The 15,374-nt window shown below is 64.7% G+C and carries 17 protein-coding genes; 7 read left to right on the top strand and 10 right to left on the bottom strand.

Annotated features, from left to right (window positions below; translation table 11 throughout):
- Window positions 1-20: 20 nt before the first annotated feature.
- The 4 genes from H0A72_RS15540 to H0A72_RS15525 all read left to right on the top strand — a co-directional run bounded on the left by H0A72_RS15540 (window position 21) and on the right by H0A72_RS15525 (window position 2,600).
- Window positions 21-542, top strand: a complete 522-nt coding sequence (locus H0A72_RS15540) for a rhodanese family protein (protein WP_180156959.1) — start codon at window positions 21-23, stop codon at window positions 540-542.
- A gap of 36 nt (window positions 543-578) precedes the next feature.
- Window positions 579-782 (top strand): YgaP family membrane protein, encoded by a 204-nt coding sequence (locus tag H0A72_RS15535; protein WP_180156957.1) that lies wholly within the window; start codon window positions 579-581, stop codon window positions 780-782.
- A gap of 138 nt (window positions 783-920) precedes the next feature.
- Complete coding sequence (locus tag H0A72_RS15530; RefSeq protein ID WP_180156955.1) at window positions 921-2,216, top strand: NAD(P)/FAD-dependent oxidoreductase; 1,296 nt, start codon at window positions 921-923, stop codon at window positions 2,214-2,216.
- 18 nt (window positions 2,217-2,234) lie between these two features.
- Window positions 2,235-2,600 (top strand): DUF5368 family protein, encoded by a 366-nt coding sequence (locus H0A72_RS15525; RefSeq protein WP_180156953.1) that lies wholly within the window; start codon window positions 2,235-2,237, stop codon window positions 2,598-2,600.
- A gap of 82 nt (window positions 2,601-2,682) precedes the next feature.
- Here the strand turns inward: H0A72_RS15525 and H0A72_RS15520 are convergent, their stop codons facing one another.
- The 8 genes from H0A72_RS15520 to H0A72_RS15485 form a co-directional block, all read right to left on the bottom strand.
- Window positions 2,683-3,489 (bottom strand): flagellar brake protein, encoded by an 807-nt coding sequence (locus H0A72_RS15520; RefSeq protein ID WP_180156951.1) that lies wholly within the window; start codon window positions 3,487-3,489, stop codon window positions 2,683-2,685.
- Between the two features lie 61 nt (window positions 3,490-3,550).
- Window positions 3,551-4,567, bottom strand: a complete 1,017-nt coding sequence (locus H0A72_RS15515; protein ID WP_180156949.1) for an amidohydrolase family protein — start codon at window positions 4,565-4,567, stop codon at window positions 3,551-3,553.
- A gap of 1 nt (window position 4,568) precedes the next feature.
- The gene (locus tag H0A72_RS15510) at window positions 4,569-5,102 is read right to left on the bottom strand and encodes a 3-hydroxyanthranilate 3,4-dioxygenase (RefSeq protein ID WP_180156948.1); all 534 of its coding nucleotides are present in this window, start codon (window positions 5,100-5,102) and stop codon (window positions 4,569-4,571) included.
- A 19-nt stretch (window positions 5,103-5,121) separates the two neighbouring features.
- Window positions 5,122-5,565: a RidA family protein gene (locus H0A72_RS15505; RefSeq protein ID WP_180156945.1), complete on the bottom strand. Its 444-nt coding sequence runs from the start codon at window positions 5,563-5,565 to the stop codon at window positions 5,122-5,124.
- 7 nt (window positions 5,566-5,572) lie between these two features.
- On the bottom strand, window positions 5,573-7,036 hold the full coding sequence (locus H0A72_RS15500; RefSeq protein WP_180156944.1) for a 2-hydroxymuconic semialdehyde dehydrogenase: 1,464 nt from the start codon (window positions 7,034-7,036) through the stop codon (window positions 5,573-5,575).
- A gap of 30 nt (window positions 7,037-7,066) precedes the next feature.
- A complete protein-coding gene (locus H0A72_RS15495; protein WP_180156942.1) occupies window positions 7,067-8,503 on the bottom strand; it encodes an NAD(P)(+) transhydrogenase (Re/Si-specific) subunit beta in 1,437 nt (478 codons plus the stop codon).
- Window positions 8,500-8,811, bottom strand: coding sequence for an NAD(P) transhydrogenase subunit alpha part 2 (locus H0A72_RS15490; protein ID WP_180156940.1), 312 nt, complete (start codon window positions 8,809-8,811; stop codon window positions 8,500-8,502). The genes H0A72_RS15495 and H0A72_RS15490 overlap by 4 nt, the downstream gene beginning before the upstream one ends.
- Window positions 8,811-9,929, bottom strand: a complete 1,119-nt coding sequence (locus tag H0A72_RS15485) for a Re/Si-specific NAD(P)(+) transhydrogenase subunit alpha (protein ID WP_180156937.1) — start codon at window positions 9,927-9,929, stop codon at window positions 8,811-8,813. The genes H0A72_RS15490 and H0A72_RS15485 overlap by 1 nt, the downstream gene beginning before the upstream one ends.
- 140 nt (window positions 9,930-10,069) lie before the next feature.
- Between H0A72_RS15485 and H0A72_RS15480 the strand changes: the two genes are divergently transcribed.
- On the top strand, window positions 10,070-10,477 hold the full coding sequence (locus tag H0A72_RS15480; RefSeq protein ID WP_180156935.1) for a YidB family protein: 408 nt from the start codon (window positions 10,070-10,072) through the stop codon (window positions 10,475-10,477).
- Between the two features lie 52 nt (window positions 10,478-10,529).
- On the opposite strand, the gene H0A72_RS15475 is transcribed toward H0A72_RS15480, so the two are convergent.
- Window positions 10,530-11,807, bottom strand: a complete 1,278-nt coding sequence (locus H0A72_RS15475; RefSeq protein WP_180156933.1) for a bifunctional O-acetylhomoserine aminocarboxypropyltransferase/cysteine synthase — start codon at window positions 11,805-11,807, stop codon at window positions 10,530-10,532.
- Window positions 11,808-12,077: 270 nt separating this feature from the next.
- Here H0A72_RS15475 and H0A72_RS15470 point away from each other — a divergent pair, with 270 nt between their 5' ends.
- Together H0A72_RS15470 and H0A72_RS15465 are read left to right on the top strand one after the other, a co-directional pair.
- A complete protein-coding gene (locus H0A72_RS15470; RefSeq protein WP_218953353.1) occupies window positions 12,078-14,711 on the top strand; it encodes an AsmA family protein in 2,634 nt (877 codons plus the stop codon).
- On the top strand, window positions 14,708-15,097 hold the full coding sequence (locus tag H0A72_RS15465; protein WP_180156929.1) for an MOSC N-terminal beta barrel domain-containing protein: 390 nt from the start codon (window positions 14,708-14,710) through the stop codon (window positions 15,095-15,097). Before H0A72_RS15470 ends, H0A72_RS15465 begins: the two co-directional genes overlap by 4 nt.
- Here the strand turns inward: H0A72_RS15465 and H0A72_RS15460 are convergent.
- Entirely contained in the window at window positions 15,051-15,332 is a 282-nt protein-coding gene (locus H0A72_RS15460) for a YfhL family 4Fe-4S dicluster ferredoxin (RefSeq protein ID WP_180156927.1), read from the bottom strand. The two genes, H0A72_RS15465 and H0A72_RS15460, sit on opposite strands and share 47 nt — an antisense overlap.
- Between the last annotated feature and the right edge of the window lie 42 nt (window positions 15,333-15,374).

The following is a 15,374-nucleotide window of genomic DNA, read 5'->3' as shown; positions in this document are numbered from 1 at the left end:
CCTTGCAGGAAAAAAGCAACATGACCATACAAACCATCACTCCGGAAGCGGCGCGGCAACTGCTCGACCACGGCGCCGTCCTGGTCGATATCCGCAGCGTGAGTGAATACGCGCGGGAACGCATCGAACAGGCCTGCCACATCCCCATGGAACGGCTGACCCAGGCGGAATTGCCCCGCGCCCCGGCGCTGGTCTTTCTTTGCCGTTCGGGCAATCGCACCCGCATGAACGCGCGCACGCTGGGCGCCTGTGTGTCCTGCGAGGCCTATGTCATGGAAGGCGGGCTGGACGGCTGGAAAAAGGCCGGGCTGCCCGTCGTCCGCGATCCCGCCCAGCCCATGGAGCTTTCCCGCCAGACGCAGATCGCGGCGGGCAGCCTGGTGCTGGCGGGGGTGCTGCTCGGCGCGTTCGTCGCGCCGGGGTTTTACGTGCTGGCGGGCTTCGTCGGGGCGGGGATGATCGTCGCGGGCGTGTCGGGGTTTTGCGGCATGGCGCGCCTTTTGATGAAAATGCCCTGGAACCGGCGGGCCATGCAGGCATAGCAAGGGCGGGGATACTTTCACTTCCACGGAGAAATCATGAAACTCAATACCAATATCGGCAGCATAGACCGCGGCTTGCGCATCGTGCTGGGCCTGGTGCTCATCGCTCTGGCGGCAACGGGCGTCGTCGGCTGGTGGGGCTGGCTGGGCGTCATCCCGCTGGCCACCGGCATTTTTCGCTTCTGCCCGGCCTACTCGATTCTAGGGGTCAGTTCCTGCCCCATGAAATCACGCAAATAGGCCGGTTGCGCAAAAAGCAGGAACGCTCTTGATCTGGATCATTGGATGATGTCGAGGGGTGCCTGAGCCAGGCACCCCTTGATCTAAGATAATCGGCAAGGCGATGGGTTCGCCACGCCACAAGGGGAGCCAATCACAATGGACAGAAGACGTTTTCTAGAAGCGGGCGCCCTGATGGCGGCTGTGGGCGTTTCCGGGCTGGCGGGCGCGGCGGCGCGCGCGCAGGGCAAAGGGGCGCGCATCGTCATTGCCGGGGCGGGCGCGGCGGGCCTGAGCCTGGCGGCGCGCTTTGCGCGCCAGCTGGACAACGCCAGCATCACCATCGTCGACGCCAAGAAGGAGCACCACTTCCAGCCCGGCCTGACGCTGGTCGGGGCCGGCATCTGGGCGCCTTCCCACATCACCGAAAGCAACGCCAGCTATATTCCGCAGGGGGTCAAGTGGGTACAAGAAGCCGTGGCGGAATTCGACCCCGACGGCAATCAGGTCGTAACCGCCGGCGGGCAGAAGATTCCGTATGACTTCCTCTTCGTGGCAACCGGCCTGAAGCTCGACTATGCCGCCATCCAGGGCATGAGCCCCGACCTGATCGGCCGCAACGGCATCGCCAGCATCTACGCGGGCCCGCAGGCGGCCCAGGCGTCGGCCGCCGCCATCGACCAGTTCATCGAAAAAGGCGGCGTCGGCCTGTTCATGCGTCCGGCCACCGAAATGAAGTGCGCCGGCGCGCCGCTCAAGATCACCTTCCTGGTCGACGACAAGGCACGCATCAAGGGCCGGCGCGATGCCATCAAGATGGTCTACAACGCGCACAACGACGCGGTGTTTTCGGTCGCACCGGTCAACCAGAAAGTGCGCACGCTCTTTGCCGAGCGCGACATCAGCGTGAACTACGGCCACGTGCTGCAGTCCATCGATCCCGGCGCCCGCAAGGCGGTATTCAAGACGGGCCAGGGCGAGGCCGCGCTGGACTACGATTTCCTTCACGTCGTGCCGCCCATGCGCGCGCCCGATGCCGTCCGCAACAGCCCGCTGCCCTGGCGGACGGGCGCTCTGGCGGCCGATGGCTGGGTGGAAGCCGACAAGGCGACGCTCCGGCATCCGCGCTATCCCAATGTGTTCTCGATCGGCGACGTCGCCGGCGTGCCCAGGGGCAAGACGGCCGCGAGCGTGAAGTGGCAGGTGCCGGTGGTGGTGGACAATCTCATCGCCGAACTGGGCGGCAAGCAGCCCGGCGCCGTCTACAACGGCTATACCTCCTGCCCCATGGTCACTCGCTATGGCAAGGCGATGCTGATCGAGTTCGATTATGACGGCAAGCTCGTGCAGTCTTTCCCTTTCATCGATCCGCTGGAAGAGCTCTGGATTTCCTGGCTGATCGACGAGAAAGGCCTGATCGGGGCATACCGGGCCATGTTGCGCGGCCGCGCCTGATTCCTCCAAGGAGACACCATGAACGATTTCAATCCGATCTCCCTGTGGTTCATCGCCTGGGAGACGCTTTCCGTCTGGTTCTGGCCGGTCATCATCGTGGCCTTGTTGCTGCTGCTCGGCGTCGTCACGGGCTTCCGCGCTTTGCGCCGTCACGGCAGGTCGGCGGGCCGGCCGCTTGCGGGAGCGATCATCGTGGCGCTGGCGGCGACATTCGTGGGCACTTGGGCGATGCCTTACCTGACGCACGCCGCGCCGTCGTCCCTGGGTTCTTTTCTGGACTGGCTGACGGCCTTCCTGCTGGCTTTGGCCATCGGCATGGCGGTGTTCGCGCTGGCGTTCTCGCTGATGGCGCGCCGTTGCGTGCGCAAGGGGCAGCGGGCCTGACGGCGCCCGGCCGGCGGCGGCTTCTGGCGTGGCGCCGCGGCCGCTGCGTGCCGCGAACGCGCCACGCAGCGGCCGCCTCGGCCTATTCCAGGCCCCGCCGCTTCGCAATCAGCTTGCGCTCCAGCACGTTGATATACCGCTGGATATCCTGCTGCGCGCCGCGATCCAGATCAACGAACGCGCAGCCGATGACGACCCGTTCCTTGCCGTTCGCCTGCGTTTCCGTGCGCGCCTGGACCACCTTGAGATTCACCGTGATCGAACCGACGTCCGGCAAGTCCAGCCGGCAGTTGGAATAGATCGTGCCCTTTCCGTGCGGAAAGTTGGCGGCATAGCTGACGATGCTCACCCCGCCCGCGCTGATGTCCTTCAGCTCCACCGTGACGTCCTTGTTGCCGTCCCAGCTGATGTCCCGGACGTCGAGCGTGACTTCCTTGTCCTGACCCGCGCTTTCCCGTGGGATCGTGCATTTCGCCGGATTGCTGGCCGGGACGTCGATACGGTAGTGCTCGCGCCGCTGAATGCGCTGCAGCCGTTCCGGAAAAGCCATGCGCAGGGCCGGGGCTCCCTCGTGCTCACAGGCGGTGATGTTCGTGGCGAAGAAACGTATCAGCACGCGTTCCAGGTTGGTTTCCAGCCTGATCTCGTCTTCGCCGGCGATCAGGCGCCGGTTGATGGCGTCGTTGCGGGTGGCGTCGATGATGGTGGCGTCGTCTTCGACCTTCAGGACGGTGGTGACGATGCCGACGGACGAGCCGGTGATCTGCAGGCGCAGCAATGCTTTGTTGCGCTCGATGGCGCGCAGGATGGAGCGGATCTCGAGCTTGGACGTGACGAGATAGCGTTCGTCGTCGAGCTCATCCTGGAACGGTTTGATATTGTTCGGCATCGTCTGTAACAAAAGGCTGGAAGCAAAGCTTCGTAAGTCTACTCGGTTTATGGTTTATTTTCTATGCCGCGGCGGGCGCGTCTTGCAGGCCGAAGAAGGCCGCCGCGTTGCCGTGATTGATGCGCCGCTTGTCGTCGTCCGCGAGCCAGGGGTTGTCGTTCACCAGCTTGCCTATCGATTGCTCGCCCAGCGGGAAGGGGTAGTCCGAACCGAGCATGATGCGGTCGCCGCCCATGACGTCGGCCAGCAGCCGCAGCGCGCCCTGGTCGAATACCGCGCTGTCCACATAGAAGCGCTTGACGTAGCTGGACGGCGGGTTCGGGCAGTCCTGCCGGACGATGTCGCGGCAGTGCCAGGCGTTGTCGACGCGGCCCAGCAGGAAGGCGAAGCTGCCGCCGCCATGGGCGAAGCACAGTTTCAGGGACGGCGGAATGCGCTCGAAGGCGCCCGAGAGAATCAGGGACAAAATGCCCAGCTGCGTTTCGGCGGGCATGGCGACCAGCCAGGGCAGCATCCACTTCTTCATGCGGCCGTCGGTCATCATGTCCCAGGGGTGGGCGAGAATGGGTATGCCTTCCTGCGCGCAATGGATCAGGAATTGCACCAGATGCTCGTCGTCCAGGTCCTTGGGCCCAAGGTGGTTGCCGATCTGTATGCCGACATGCCCGTCGTCGCGGGCCCGTGCGGCTTCCCGGCAGGCGAGGTCGAGGTCTTGCAGCGGCACCTGGGCCAGCGCCTTGAGCCGGCGCGGATCCGCCGCGCAATGCTCCAGGGCCAGGTCGTTCATGCGCGCCGCCCAGGCGGCCGCGCGCTGCGCGGGGAATTCGTAGCCGAACATGATCGGGGTGGCCGAAATGATCTGGACGTCTACGCCGTGCTTGTCCATTTCCTCCAGGCGCATGCCCGGGTCCCACAGCGCGCGGTAGACCGGCCGGAAAGGCCGGTCGCCTTTCATGATCTGGCCCGTCTCGCCGTTTTCGTCCACGGCCAGCCAGGGAGCGTTGTCCGGATCCAGGCCGGCGGCGTCCCGCCGCGAAATGGGCGGCAGGAAATGGGCGTGCATGTCGATCTTGCGCATGTCAGGCCGCCTTGCCCGGATGGCGCATGCCGCATTGGGGACAGAGGCGCTTTTCCTCGGATTCGTAGAAGGCGTTGAACAGGATGGGCAGGTCTTTGACGATGCTCTGCAACTGGGTCTCGACGCGATGGACCAGCCCGCCGCAGCCGCCGTCGGCTTCGCAATACCATTCGAAGCCGTCTTTCAGGCCTTCGGGGCGCTGGCGCTCTATGACCAGACAGACGCTGCCGGCTTCGGGCCTTTGGGGCGAATGCCGGACGTGGGGCGGCAGCAGGAAGATGTCGCCTTCCTTGAGGTCGACGCGTTCGCATTTGCCGTCCACCCAGAGCTTCAGGTAGGCGTTGCCGCGCATCTGGTAGAAGAATTCTTCGAGCGGGTCGTCGTGGTAGTCGGTGCGATGATTGGGCCCGCCGACGACGGTGACGATGAAATCGCTGTCCTGCCAGATCTGCTGGTTGCCGACGGGCGGCTTGAGCCGGTCGGCGTGATCGTCGATCCAGCGCTGGAAATTGAATGGCTTGCCGTAAGTGAGCATGGACGGTCTCCGTGGCGTTTCAGGCAGCGGGGGCGCCGGCGAGGGGGAAATAGGCGACGGCTTTCATTTCGATGAGCAGATGGGGATGGGGCAGTTGATGCACGGCGACGGTGGTGCGCGTGGGCCCGTCTTCGGAAAAGAACTCGGCATAGACCTCGTTGTAGCCGCCGAAGTCGTTCATGCTCACCAGGAAGGCGGAGATCTCGACCAGGTGCTCCAGCCCCGCGCCTTCGCTGGCCAGGATGTCGCGTATGTTCTCGATGACGGCGCGGGTCTGCGCGCGGATGTCGAGCGTGGCGGTGCCCATGGCGTCGGCCGACGCGCCGGCGATGGTGTTGTCGGCCCGGCGGGAGCTGGTTCCCGACACGTACAGGAAGTCGCCCGCGCGTTTGATATGCGGAAAACTTCCCCGCGGCTTGGCCTTGCCGCTCAGGGTCCGGGCTTGGGTGCTGGTGTTTTTCATGGCGGAATCAGATCCTGATGCTGATCGTGCTGATCTCGGAGTAGAAGTCCAGCGAGTACCGGCCGCCTTCGCGTCCGATGCCCGACATCTTCGTGCCGCCGAAAGGCGTGCGCAGGTCGCGCGCGAACCAGGCGTTGACCCATACGATGCCCGTGCGGATCTGGCCGGCGACGCGGTGCGCCCGGGAAAGCTGGGTCGTCCAGATGCTGGCGGCAAGCCCGTAGGCGCTGTCGTTCACGCGGGGGATGACTTCTTCCTCGGTGTCGAAGGGGGCGACGTGGCAGACCGGGCCGAAGATCTCTTCGCGCATGCAGCGCGCGGTGTCGGGCAGGCCGGCCATGATGGTGGGCTGTATGTAGGCGCCCTGGTCGCGCTCGTCGCCGAACACGGGGATGTCGCCGCCGCACAGGATGGCGGCGCCTTCCTCGCGCGCGAGCTGGTAGTACGAATGCACCTTGCCGCGGTGCTCCAGTGAAATCAGCGGCCCCATGTCGACGCCCGGGTCTTCCGGGCGGCCGACGACCAGGGCTTCGCAGCGGCGCTTGAGCGCTTCCACGAAGCGGTCGAAGATGGGACGTTCTATATAGACTCTTTCGGTGCACAGGCATACCTGGCCCGAATTGGTGAAGCTGGAACGCATGACGCCCGCGACGGCGGCGTCGAAGTCGGCGTCGGCGAAGACGACGGCCGCGTTCTTGCCGCCGAGCTCGAACGAGACTTCCTTCACGCCTTCGGCGGCCGCCTTCATGATGGCGGAGCCGGTGCGCGATTCGCCGGTGAAGGTGATGGCGTCTATGTTGGGATTGGTGCTCAGGTGCTCGCCCGCCGAACCCGGGCCGAAGCCGTGCACCAAGTTGAACACGCCATGCGGCAGCCCGGCCGCCTGGATCACTTCCGCCAGCAGGGTGGCGGAAGACGGCGTTTCTTCAGAGGGTTTGGCGACCACGCAGTTTCCCATGGCCAGCGCCGGCGCGACTTTCCAGGTGAGCAGCAGCAGCGGCAGGTTCCAGGGCGAGATCACGCCTATGGTGCCCAGCGGCTTGCGGCATACGTAGTTGAGCATTTTCGCGCCGTCGGGCAGCGTGCTTTCATAGAGCTCGCTGGACGCGGTCTTGATCAGGTCGGCGAACATGCGGAAATTGGCGATGCCGCGCGCCACGTCCAGGCTGCGCGCCTGGTGGACGGGCCGGCCGGTGTCCATGACTTCGGCCGCGACGAAGTCTTCGAAGCGCTGTTCTATGCCGTCGGCGATCCGGTGCAGCAGGGCCGACCTTTCCTGCACGGTGAGGGTTTTCCAGGGGCCTTGCGCCGCACGGTTGGCGGCTTCGACGGCGCGGCTGACCGTGGCCGCGTCGGCCTCGCAGACGCGGCCGATCAATTGCCCGTTGACCGGATTGATGTTGGGAAAACGGTGATGGGTCTCGACCCATTGGCCGTCGACGAAGCACCGGAGTAATGGGAGATCTGTCATGGCGTCGATTTCCGATGGGAGCGGGTGGCTTTATTCCACGGCCTTGACCATGTCTTCGATGACCTTCTTCGCATCGCCAAAGACCATCATGGTCTTGTCCATGTAGAAGAGCTCGTTGTCCAGGCCCGCATAGCCCGCCGCCATCGACCGCTTGTTCACGATGATGGTGCGCGCCTTGTAGGCTTCCAGAATGGGCATGCCGGCGATCGGCGACTTGGGATCGGTCTTGGCCGCGGGGTTGACCACGTCGTTCGCGCCCAGCACCAGAACGACGTCGGTCTGCGAGAACTCGCTGTTGATGTCGTCCATTTCGAACACCTGGTCGTAGGGGACCTCGGCCTCGGCCAGCAGCACGTTCATGTGGCCCGGCATGCGGCCGGCCACCGGGTGGATGGCGTACTTCACCGTCACCCCGTTTTCGGTCAGTTTTTCCGCCAGTTCCTTCAGTGCATGCTGCGCGCGCGCCACCGCCAGGCCGTAGCCGGGAACGATGGTGACCGACTCTGCGTTGCTGAGCAGGAAGGCGGCGTCGTCGGGGCTGCCGGACTTCACGTTGCGCTGGGCCTGCGCGCCGCTTGCCGCCGCGCCGGGTTCGGCCCCGAAGCCGCCGAGAATCACGTTGAAGAACGAGCGGTTCATGGCCTTGCACATGATGTACGACAGGATGGCGCCCGAGGACCCCACCAGCGAACCCGCGATGATCAGCATGGGGTTGTTGAGCGAGAAGCCGATGCCCGCCGCCGCCCACCCTGAATAGCTGTTGAGCATCGAAACGACCACGGGCATGTCGGCCCCGCCGATGGGGATGATGATGAGCACGCCCAGCACGAAGGCGATGGCGGTCATGATGATGAAGGGCAGCCAGGCTTGGGTGGCCATGAACCAGAAGCCGCAGGCCAGCATGGCCAGCGCCAGCAGCAGGTTGAGCATGTGCTGGCCGGAGAACACCACGGGCGCTCCCTGGAACAGGCGGAACTTGTACTTGCCCGACAGTTTCCCGAAGGCGATGACCGAGCCCGAGAACGTGATGGCGCCGACGAAGGTGCCGATGAAGAGTTCCAGGCGGTTGCCATAGGGAATGGGCGCGCCCGCCGCCGCGATGTTGAAGGCGTGCGGCTCGGCCACGACCGCGACGGCGATGGCCACGGCCGCCAGGCCGATCATGCTGTGCATGAAGGCCACGAGTTCGGGCATCTTGGTCATTTCGACCTTCTTGGCCATGATCGTGCCGGCCGTGCCGCCGACCAGCAGCCCGAGCAGCACCCAGCCCAGGCCGATGCCGGCTGTGCCCTGCTTGGCCAGGCTGACGATCAGGGCGGCCGTGGTGAGCACGGCGATGGCCATGCCCACCATGCCGAAGGCATTGCCCCGGCGCGAAGTGGTGGGGTGGGAAAGGCCTTTGAGCGCCTGGATGAAGCACACCGAGGCGATGAGGTAGAACAGCGTGACCAGGTCGTTCGAGATCATGACTGCCCTCCGGCCTTCTTGTCTTTCTTTTTGAACATTTCAAGCATGCGGCGCGTGACGAGGAAGCCGCCGAACACGTTCACGGCGGCCAGGGCGACCGCGAACACGCCCATGTAGCGGGCCAGGCCGCCTTCGGTGAGCGCGGCGGCGAGCATGGCGCCGACGATCACGATGGCGGAAATGGCGTTGGTCACGGCCATGAGCGGCGTATGCAGCGCCGGGGTCACGTTCCACACCACGTGGAAGCCCACGTAGATGGCCAATACGAAAATGATGAAATTGATGAGGGTGGGGCTGACCGCTTCCATCAGGCGCTCCTTAGGACTTTGCCGTCCGTGCAAACCAGGCAGGCGGCGATGATTTCGTCTTCATGCTGTATGGCGAGCCGCCCTTCGGAATCGGCGACCAGCTTCATGAAATCCAGGACGTTGCGAGCGTACAGGGCGGAGGCGTCGTGCGGAACCAGGGCGGGCAGGTTGGACAGCCCGACCAGGGTCACGCCGTGCTTTTGCACGACGCGGTCTTTTTCCGACAGCGGGCAGTTGCCGCCGCGCTCCACCGCCAGGTCCACGATGACGGAGCCCGGCTTCATGCCTTGCACGGTTTCGGCGCTGATGAGTTCGGGGGCCGGGCGCCCGGGGATGAGGGCCGTGCTGATGACGATGTCGGCCTGGCGGCAGCGTTCGGCGACCAGCTTGGACTGGCGCGCCATCCAGGCGGGCGGCATGGGCCGCGCGTAGCCCCCCGTGCCCTCGGCGATTTCGCGTTCTTCGTCGGTCTCGAACGGGACGTCGATGAACTTGGCGCCCAGGGATTCGATTTGTTCCTTGGCGGCGGGACGCACGTCGGATGCCTCGACCACGGCGCCCAGCCGCTTGGCGGTGGCGATGGCCTGAAGGCCGGCGACGCCCGCGCCCAGCACGACGGCGCGGGCCGCCTTGAGCGTGCCGGCGGCGGTCATCATCATGGGAAACAGGCGGCCATAGTGGTTGGCGGCCAGCAGCACCGCCTTGTAGCCGGCCAGGTTGGCCTGGGACGACAGGACGTCCAGGCTCTGGGCGCGGGTGATGCGGGGCGCGGCTTCGAGGGCGAAGGCGGTGACTCCGGCCTGGGCCAGGGCGGCCAAGCCTTCGCGGTTGAAGGGGTCCAGCATGCCGATCAGGACGGCGCCTTTTTTCATTTGGGCCAGTTCGGAGGCCTGGGGCGAACGGACTTTGAGGACCAGGTCGCTCGCCAACGCCTGGGCGGCATCCACGAGCTGCGCGCCGGCCTGTTCGTAGGCGGCGTCCGGAAAGAACGCCGACTCGCCGGCGCCGCGCTCGATGAGCACGGTATGCTTTGCCGAGACGTATTTCTTGACGGTCTCCGGTGTGGCGGCCACGCGCGTTTCGCCTGCCAGGCTTTCGCGTGGAATTCCTATCTGCATGTTGTCTCCCCTTGTCTGAGAATAGGGCGATTTATTGATTGGCGCAGACTACTATACCTGAACTGATCACGGTTCTTTGCAGTCCCACGCATGAAAATCCATTAGACTTTGGAACTGCTGCAGAGATTTGAGAGATGAAAATGGGACTTTTGACTTCTATCGTTTCCGCAATGGGGGAACGCAACCCCGAACTGGGCGCGCAGGCCCGCCTGCTGCCGGCGCTGATCGAGCAGGTGAACCGCTATCCCGGCGGCTTGTCCGGGCTGATCCGGAAGTTTCAGGAAGCCGGCCTGGGCGGGGTGGTGGCGTCATGGATACGAGAAGGCCGGAACGAGCCCATTTCGCCGGATCAGCTGCATGCCGTGCTGGGCGACGAAATCGTGAATGGTCTTGCCAGGTCCAGCGGCCTGGATGCCGGCGCGGTGCTGGCCAACCTGAGCATCATGCTTCCCAGCCTGGTCGACCAGGCCACGCCCGATGGCGAAGCCGGCCTGCTGCGCGTGCTTGGCGGCGTTACGGGCCTGTTCGGAGCGCAAAAAAGGGGCTAGGGCCTTTTACGTCAACAGGCCCCGGGCCCCGGACGGGGCCTCGCCTCTTCCATCACTTCCGGCTGGCTTCCAGGGCCTGGCCGAGGTCGGCCAGGATGTCGTCGATGTGTTCCAGTCCGATGGACAGGCGGATCATGTCTTCGCCCACGCCCGCCGCGGCGAGTTCTTCGGGGCTGAGCTGGCGGTGGGTGGTCGAGGCCGGATGGCAGGCCAGCGATTTGGCGTCGCCGATATTGACCAGCCGCAGGACGAGCTTGAGCGCATCGATGAAACGCGCGCCCGCGGCGCTGCCGCCCTTGATGCCGAAGGACAGGATGCTGGCCGGCTTGCCGCCCAGGTACTTTTGTGCCAGGCCGTGTTCGGGGTGGTCGGGCAGGCCCGCGTACTGGACCCACGATACGTTGTCGTGGCCTTGCAGGAAGTTCGCCACCTTGAGCGCGTTTTCGCAATGGCGCTCCATGCGCAGGGCGAGCGTTTCGATGCCCTGGAGCACCAGGAAGGCGTTGAACGGCGACAGCGCCGCGCCGGTGTTGCGCAGCGGCACGACGCGGCAGCGGCCGATGAAGGCGGCGGGGCCGAAGGCCTCGGTGTAGACGACGCCGTGGTAGGAGGGATCGGGCTCGTTCAGCATGGGGAAGCGCTGTTTGTGCTCGGCCCAGGGGAATTTGCCGGAATCCACGATGGCGCCGGCGATGGTCGTGCCGTGGCCGCCCATGTATTTGGTGAGCGCGTGCACGATGATGTCGGCGCCGTGTTCGAAGGGGCGGCACAGCGCGGGCGAGGCCACGGTGTTGTCGACGATCAGCGGCACGCCGTGGCGGTGGGCGGCGTCGGCGATGGCCTGGATGTCGACGATGTTGCCGGCGGGGTTGCCTATGGTTTCGCAGAACACGGCCTTGGTGTTTTCGTCGATCAAGGCTTCGAGGGCCGCGACGTCGTCATGCGGCGCGAACTTCACGGTGATGCCCTGGCGCGGAAAGGTATGCGCGAACAGGTTGTAGGTGCCGCCGTACAGCTTGGCCACTGAAACGATGTTGTCGCCGGCCTGCGCGATGGTCTGGATGGCGTAGGTGATGGCCGCCATGCCCGAGGCGACGACCAGCGCCGCGATGCCGCCTTCGAGCGCCGCGACGCGCTCTTCCAGCACGGCGTTGGTGGGATTCATGATGCGGGTATAAATATTGCCGGGGACTTTCAGATCGAACAGGTCCGCGCCGTGCTGCGTGCTGTCGAAGGCGTAGGACGTCGTCTGGTAGATGGGGACGGCGACGGACTTGGTGTTTGGATCGGGTTGGTATCCCGCATGGATGGCGAGCGTTTCGAATTTCATATGTATCGTCTTGTAAATGGTTGAAGGGCTGTCGTTGTACGTTGCTGCATGGTACCGGCGGCGGCCGGCCATGTTCAGACTATTGTGGGATTTCCATATTACCGCTGGGCATATGCATTCTTACCCGCGCCGAATGTTTACTGTTTGTAAACCGGAGCGCTTTAAATCGGCCTGATCGACTCTATATCCCTGGCGTCTTAGGTTAGCATTCTATGTATTCGCCCATACGTTGGCGCCTGGGGCTCTCCCGCGGTAGTTTAGAGGCCGGAAATGAAAGTTTGGTTGAAACGGGTACTCATCAGTCTCGTCGTGCTGTTCATCGCCACGCTCGTGGGCGCGGCGATTTTTCTTCTCACGTTCGACCCCAACGCCTATAAAAGCAAGCTGGAAGAAATCGTTTATAACCGCTATCAACGGACTTTGGCTATCAAGGGCGACCTGCAGCTGTCGCTGTTTCCCCGCATCGGCCTTTCCGTCCAGGACGTTTCCCTGTCCAATCGCGGCAGCACCGACACCTTCGCCTCCATAGACAGCGCCCGCTTCGCGGTGGCCATCTGGCCGCTGCTGTCGAATCGGCTGGTGGTCGACCACGTGGCCGTCACCGGCTTCAAGGCCTGGGTCAAGCGCGACGAGAACGGCCATTTCAATTTCCGCGACCTGATGGAGACACAGCCGGCGCTGGCGGCGCTGGCCGCGCCGGCGATCGCCGCGGCGGAATTGCCGGGCGTGGTCCCGGCCACCGACGCCATGCCTTCGAGCGAGGCGTCGGCCATCGGCAGCGTGCTGTTGGCGTCGTCCGGAAAGCCGGGCGCCGCCACCGACTTCCAGATCGACATCGCCGGGCTGGACTTGAAGAACGGCGAAATCCATCTGTATGACAACATCACCGGCTCGTCGGCCCGTATCGTCAAGCTCGACGTCAACACCGGCCGCATGACCTTCAACCAGGCCTTCGACGTGGCCTTGAAAGGCAATTTGCGGGGCGACTTCCCGGTCGCCAGCGCGAACATCGAAGCGCAGGCGCTGGTCAAGCTGAACCCCGATCAAAAAGCCTATTCCGCGCAAAAGCTGAATCTGCAGATCACCGGCAAGGTGGGCGCCTTCAGGGACGGTTCGGTCACGATGCGCGGCAACCTGGCATACAGCGCCTATTCGCAGATGTTCAGCGCCAGCGCGCTGGAACTCATCATGAAAGGCAACGTCGACGGCAAGACGCCGATCAAGGGCCTGGACACCACGCTGACGGTGCCGCAGCTCAAGGTCGACCGCAGCCAGGCCGAATTGCGTGTCGACAAGCTCGCCTACCGCGCCAAGGGCAGCCTGCCGAACGAGACCTTCGACATCGCTTTCGACGCGCCCAGCCTGTCCGTGTCGCCCGAGGCGGCGAAAGGCGAACCCATCAACGGCACGGTGAAGTTCGCAGGCAAGGACCAGACCTTGGGCGTCGCCCTGGGAATGAGCGGCATCGGCGGCAACGCCAGCAAGCTCAGCCTGAAGGAATTGAAGATCGACGGCGGGCTGAAGAAAGAGAAGCGGCTGGTCCAGTTGAAGATGACGTCGCCCGCCAACTGGGACGTTTTCGAGGAAAAAGGCGGCTTGTCGGCCATGAAAGGCGACATCCGCATCGAAGACGAGGCCCTGCCCGGCGGCAGCTTCGAATTCCCCTTCATCGGCAGCCTGCAGGCCGACCTGTACAAAGACGAATTGATCAGCGAAATCAACGCCATCCTGAGCGGCAGCAAGCTGGACTTCCGCGTCAAGGCGACCCAGCTCACGCAGCCGCGGGTCGATTTCAGCCTGGCGGCCGACAAGCTGGATTTCAATACGCTGTTTCCGCCGGTTCCGGCGCCCGCCGAAGCGGCGCCCCAGCCCGCCGAAGGCGGGCAGGCGGCCCAGCCCAAGGCGCCGGCCCCCGCGCCGGCCAAGCCGCCGCCCGCGCCCGCCCGCCCGCAGGCCATGGACCTGGCCATCCTCGATTCCGCCAATCTCAGCGGCACGATCAGCATCGGCGACCTGACGGTGCACGACCTGAAAGCCAGGCAATTCGCCGCGTCGCTGCGCGCCGCCGAAGGCAAGCTGACCATCAGCGGCATCCAGGCCGATCTCTATGAAGGCAAGCTGGCCGGCACGTTGACGGCCGATTCGCATAACGCGGTCGGCGTGGATCTGAGCCTGAGCGACATCGCCCTGGGGCCTTTCCTGCAGGACGCCATGAAAGAGAACCGGCTCACGGGGCGGGGAACGCTGAGCGCCAAGCTGCACAGCCAGGGAACGACGACCCCCGCGCTGGAAGCGGGGCTGACGGGCATGGTGCAGGCGCGGGTCCGCGACGGCGCGGTGCGCGGCATCAATGTGGCGCAGACGCTGCGCGAAGTCAACGACGTCGTGCGCAATGTGTTCAGCGCCCAGTTGCCCGAGGTCGCCACCCGCTTCGACGCCACCCGCCAGACGGACTTTACCGCGCTGGACGCGGACATCGATTTCCAGCAGGGCCAGGGCACGGTGAAAAAGCTTTCCGTGCAGTCGCCTTTGCTGAGGGTGACCCAGGGCACGCCTGCGAGCATCGACCTGGTGAACGACCAGCTGGACGTCCTGCTGAACGTGCGGGTGGTCAATACCAAGACGGGCCAGGACGGCAAAGAGCTTGCGGACCTCCAGAACGTCACCGTGCCGGTGCGTGTGTCGGGCGCGTTCAATGACCTGGGCTACCAGGTCCAATGGAAGGAGATCGGCAGCAAGGCGGTGAAGGAGGCGGTGAAAGAGGGGCTGATCGAGATGCTGAACAACAAGATCGGCATTCCCCAGCCGCCCCCGGCGCCGGCGGAAGAACCCGAGCCCGCAAGCCGCCGCCCCGACCCGGTGAAGAGCATAGGCGACGCCTTGAAAGGATTGTTAGGAAAATGACGAGTCCGCTGTATTTCCCCATTGCCGCCTGTGGCGCGGCAAGCCGCCCCGAAGCCGCCGGCTACGACAAGCGCTGGCTGATCATCGACGATCAGGGCGCCTGGGTTTCACAAGGCCACTGCGAGAAGCTCGCGGACATCCAGGTCGATCTGCGCCTGGGTTTTCTGGTGCTGCGCGCGCCCGGCATGCTGCGCCTGGACATCCCCCTGGACGTGATCGAGGACGACGACAGCGTGCGGACCCATGCGCAAATCGGGCGTCAGCGGGTCGACGTGGTGGACGAAGGCGAGGTCGCCGCGGCCTGGGTGAGCAACTTCCTGGGACGGCCGTGCCGGCTGGTCAAGATTCACCCGGATGCGGGCCGGGTGCTGTGGCCGGAGCTGTGAGCCTGCGGTATTTTGCCGTCAGGGCGGCGTGGTCCTCGGTATGCGCCGGGTCGACCACGATGCATTCGACCGGGCACACGACCTGGCATTGGGGCTCGTCGAAATGGCCCACGCATTCCGTGCAGCGCGACGGGTCGATTTCGTAGATTTCGGCGCCCATGTAGATGGCGGTGTTGGGGCATTGAGGCTCGCAGACGTCGCAGTTGATGCATTCCTCGGTGATATGCAGAGCCATGGTTTTTTCCTGCAAAGGTGAAACAAAGCAAAAGGCAAGGCG

This window comes from Parapusillimonas granuli (genome assembly GCF_013416525.1).
GTDB lineage: Bacteria > Pseudomonadota > Gammaproteobacteria > Burkholderiales > Burkholderiaceae_B > Parapusillimonas > Parapusillimonas granuli.
The sequence above is the reverse complement of the archived record's forward strand: the minus strand, read 5'-3'. Positions and strand labels throughout refer to the sequence as shown.

What these genes read in the sequence shown, in the direction of transcription:
- H0A72_RS15465 (WP_180156929.1), top strand. Translation starts at nt 14,708, where the DNA reads ATGACGAGTCCGCTGTATTTCCCCATTGCCGCCTGTGGCGCGGCAAGC.
- H0A72_RS15535 (WP_180156957.1), top strand. Translation starts at nt 579, where the DNA reads ATGAAACTCAATACCAATATCGGCAGCATAGACCGCGGCTTGCGCATC.
- H0A72_RS15460 (WP_180156927.1), bottom strand. Translation starts at nt 15,332, where the DNA reads ATGGCTCTGCATATCACCGAGGAATGCATCAACTGCGACGTCTGCGAG.
- H0A72_RS15480 (WP_180156935.1), top strand. Translation starts at nt 10,070, where the DNA reads ATGGGACTTTTGACTTCTATCGTTTCCGCAATGGGGGAACGCAACCCC.
- H0A72_RS15495 (WP_180156942.1), bottom strand. Translation starts at nt 8,503, where the DNA reads ATGATCTCGAACGACCTGGTCACGCTGTTCTACCTCATCGCCTCGGTG.
- H0A72_RS15530 (WP_180156955.1), top strand. Translation starts at nt 921, where the DNA reads ATGGACAGAAGACGTTTTCTAGAAGCGGGCGCCCTGATGGCGGCTGTG.
- H0A72_RS15540 (WP_180156959.1), top strand. Translation starts at nt 21, where the DNA reads ATGACCATACAAACCATCACTCCGGAAGCGGCGCGGCAACTGCTCGAC.
- H0A72_RS15525 (WP_180156953.1), top strand. Translation starts at nt 2,235, where the DNA reads ATGAACGATTTCAATCCGATCTCCCTGTGGTTCATCGCCTGGGAGACG.
- H0A72_RS15475 (WP_180156933.1), bottom strand. Translation starts at nt 11,807, where the DNA reads ATGAAATTCGAAACGCTCGCCATCCATGCGGGATACCAACCCGATCCA.
- H0A72_RS15485 (WP_180156937.1), bottom strand. Translation starts at nt 9,929, where the DNA reads ATGCAGATAGGAATTCCACGCGAAAGCCTGGCAGGCGAAACGCGCGTG.
- H0A72_RS15470 (WP_218953353.1), top strand. Translation starts at nt 12,078, where the DNA reads ATGAAAGTTTGGTTGAAACGGGTACTCATCAGTCTCGTCGTGCTGTTC.
- H0A72_RS15500 (WP_180156944.1), bottom strand. Translation starts at nt 7,036, where the DNA reads ATGACAGATCTCCCATTACTCCGGTGCTTCGTCGACGGCCAATGGGTC.
- H0A72_RS15515 (WP_180156949.1), bottom strand. Translation starts at nt 4,567, where the DNA reads ATGCGCAAGATCGACATGCACGCCCATTTCCTGCCGCCCATTTCGCGG.
- H0A72_RS15520 (WP_180156951.1), bottom strand. Translation starts at nt 3,489, where the DNA reads ATGCCGAACAATATCAAACCGTTCCAGGATGAGCTCGACGACGAACGC.
- H0A72_RS15490 (WP_180156940.1), bottom strand. Translation starts at nt 8,811, where the DNA reads ATGGAAGCGGTCAGCCCCACCCTCATCAATTTCATCATTTTCGTATTG.
- H0A72_RS15505 (WP_180156945.1), bottom strand. Translation starts at nt 5,565, where the DNA reads ATGAAAAACACCAGCACCCAAGCCCGGACCCTGAGCGGCAAGGCCAAG.
- H0A72_RS15510 (WP_180156948.1), bottom strand. Translation starts at nt 5,102, where the DNA reads ATGCTCACTTACGGCAAGCCATTCAATTTCCAGCGCTGGATCGACGAT.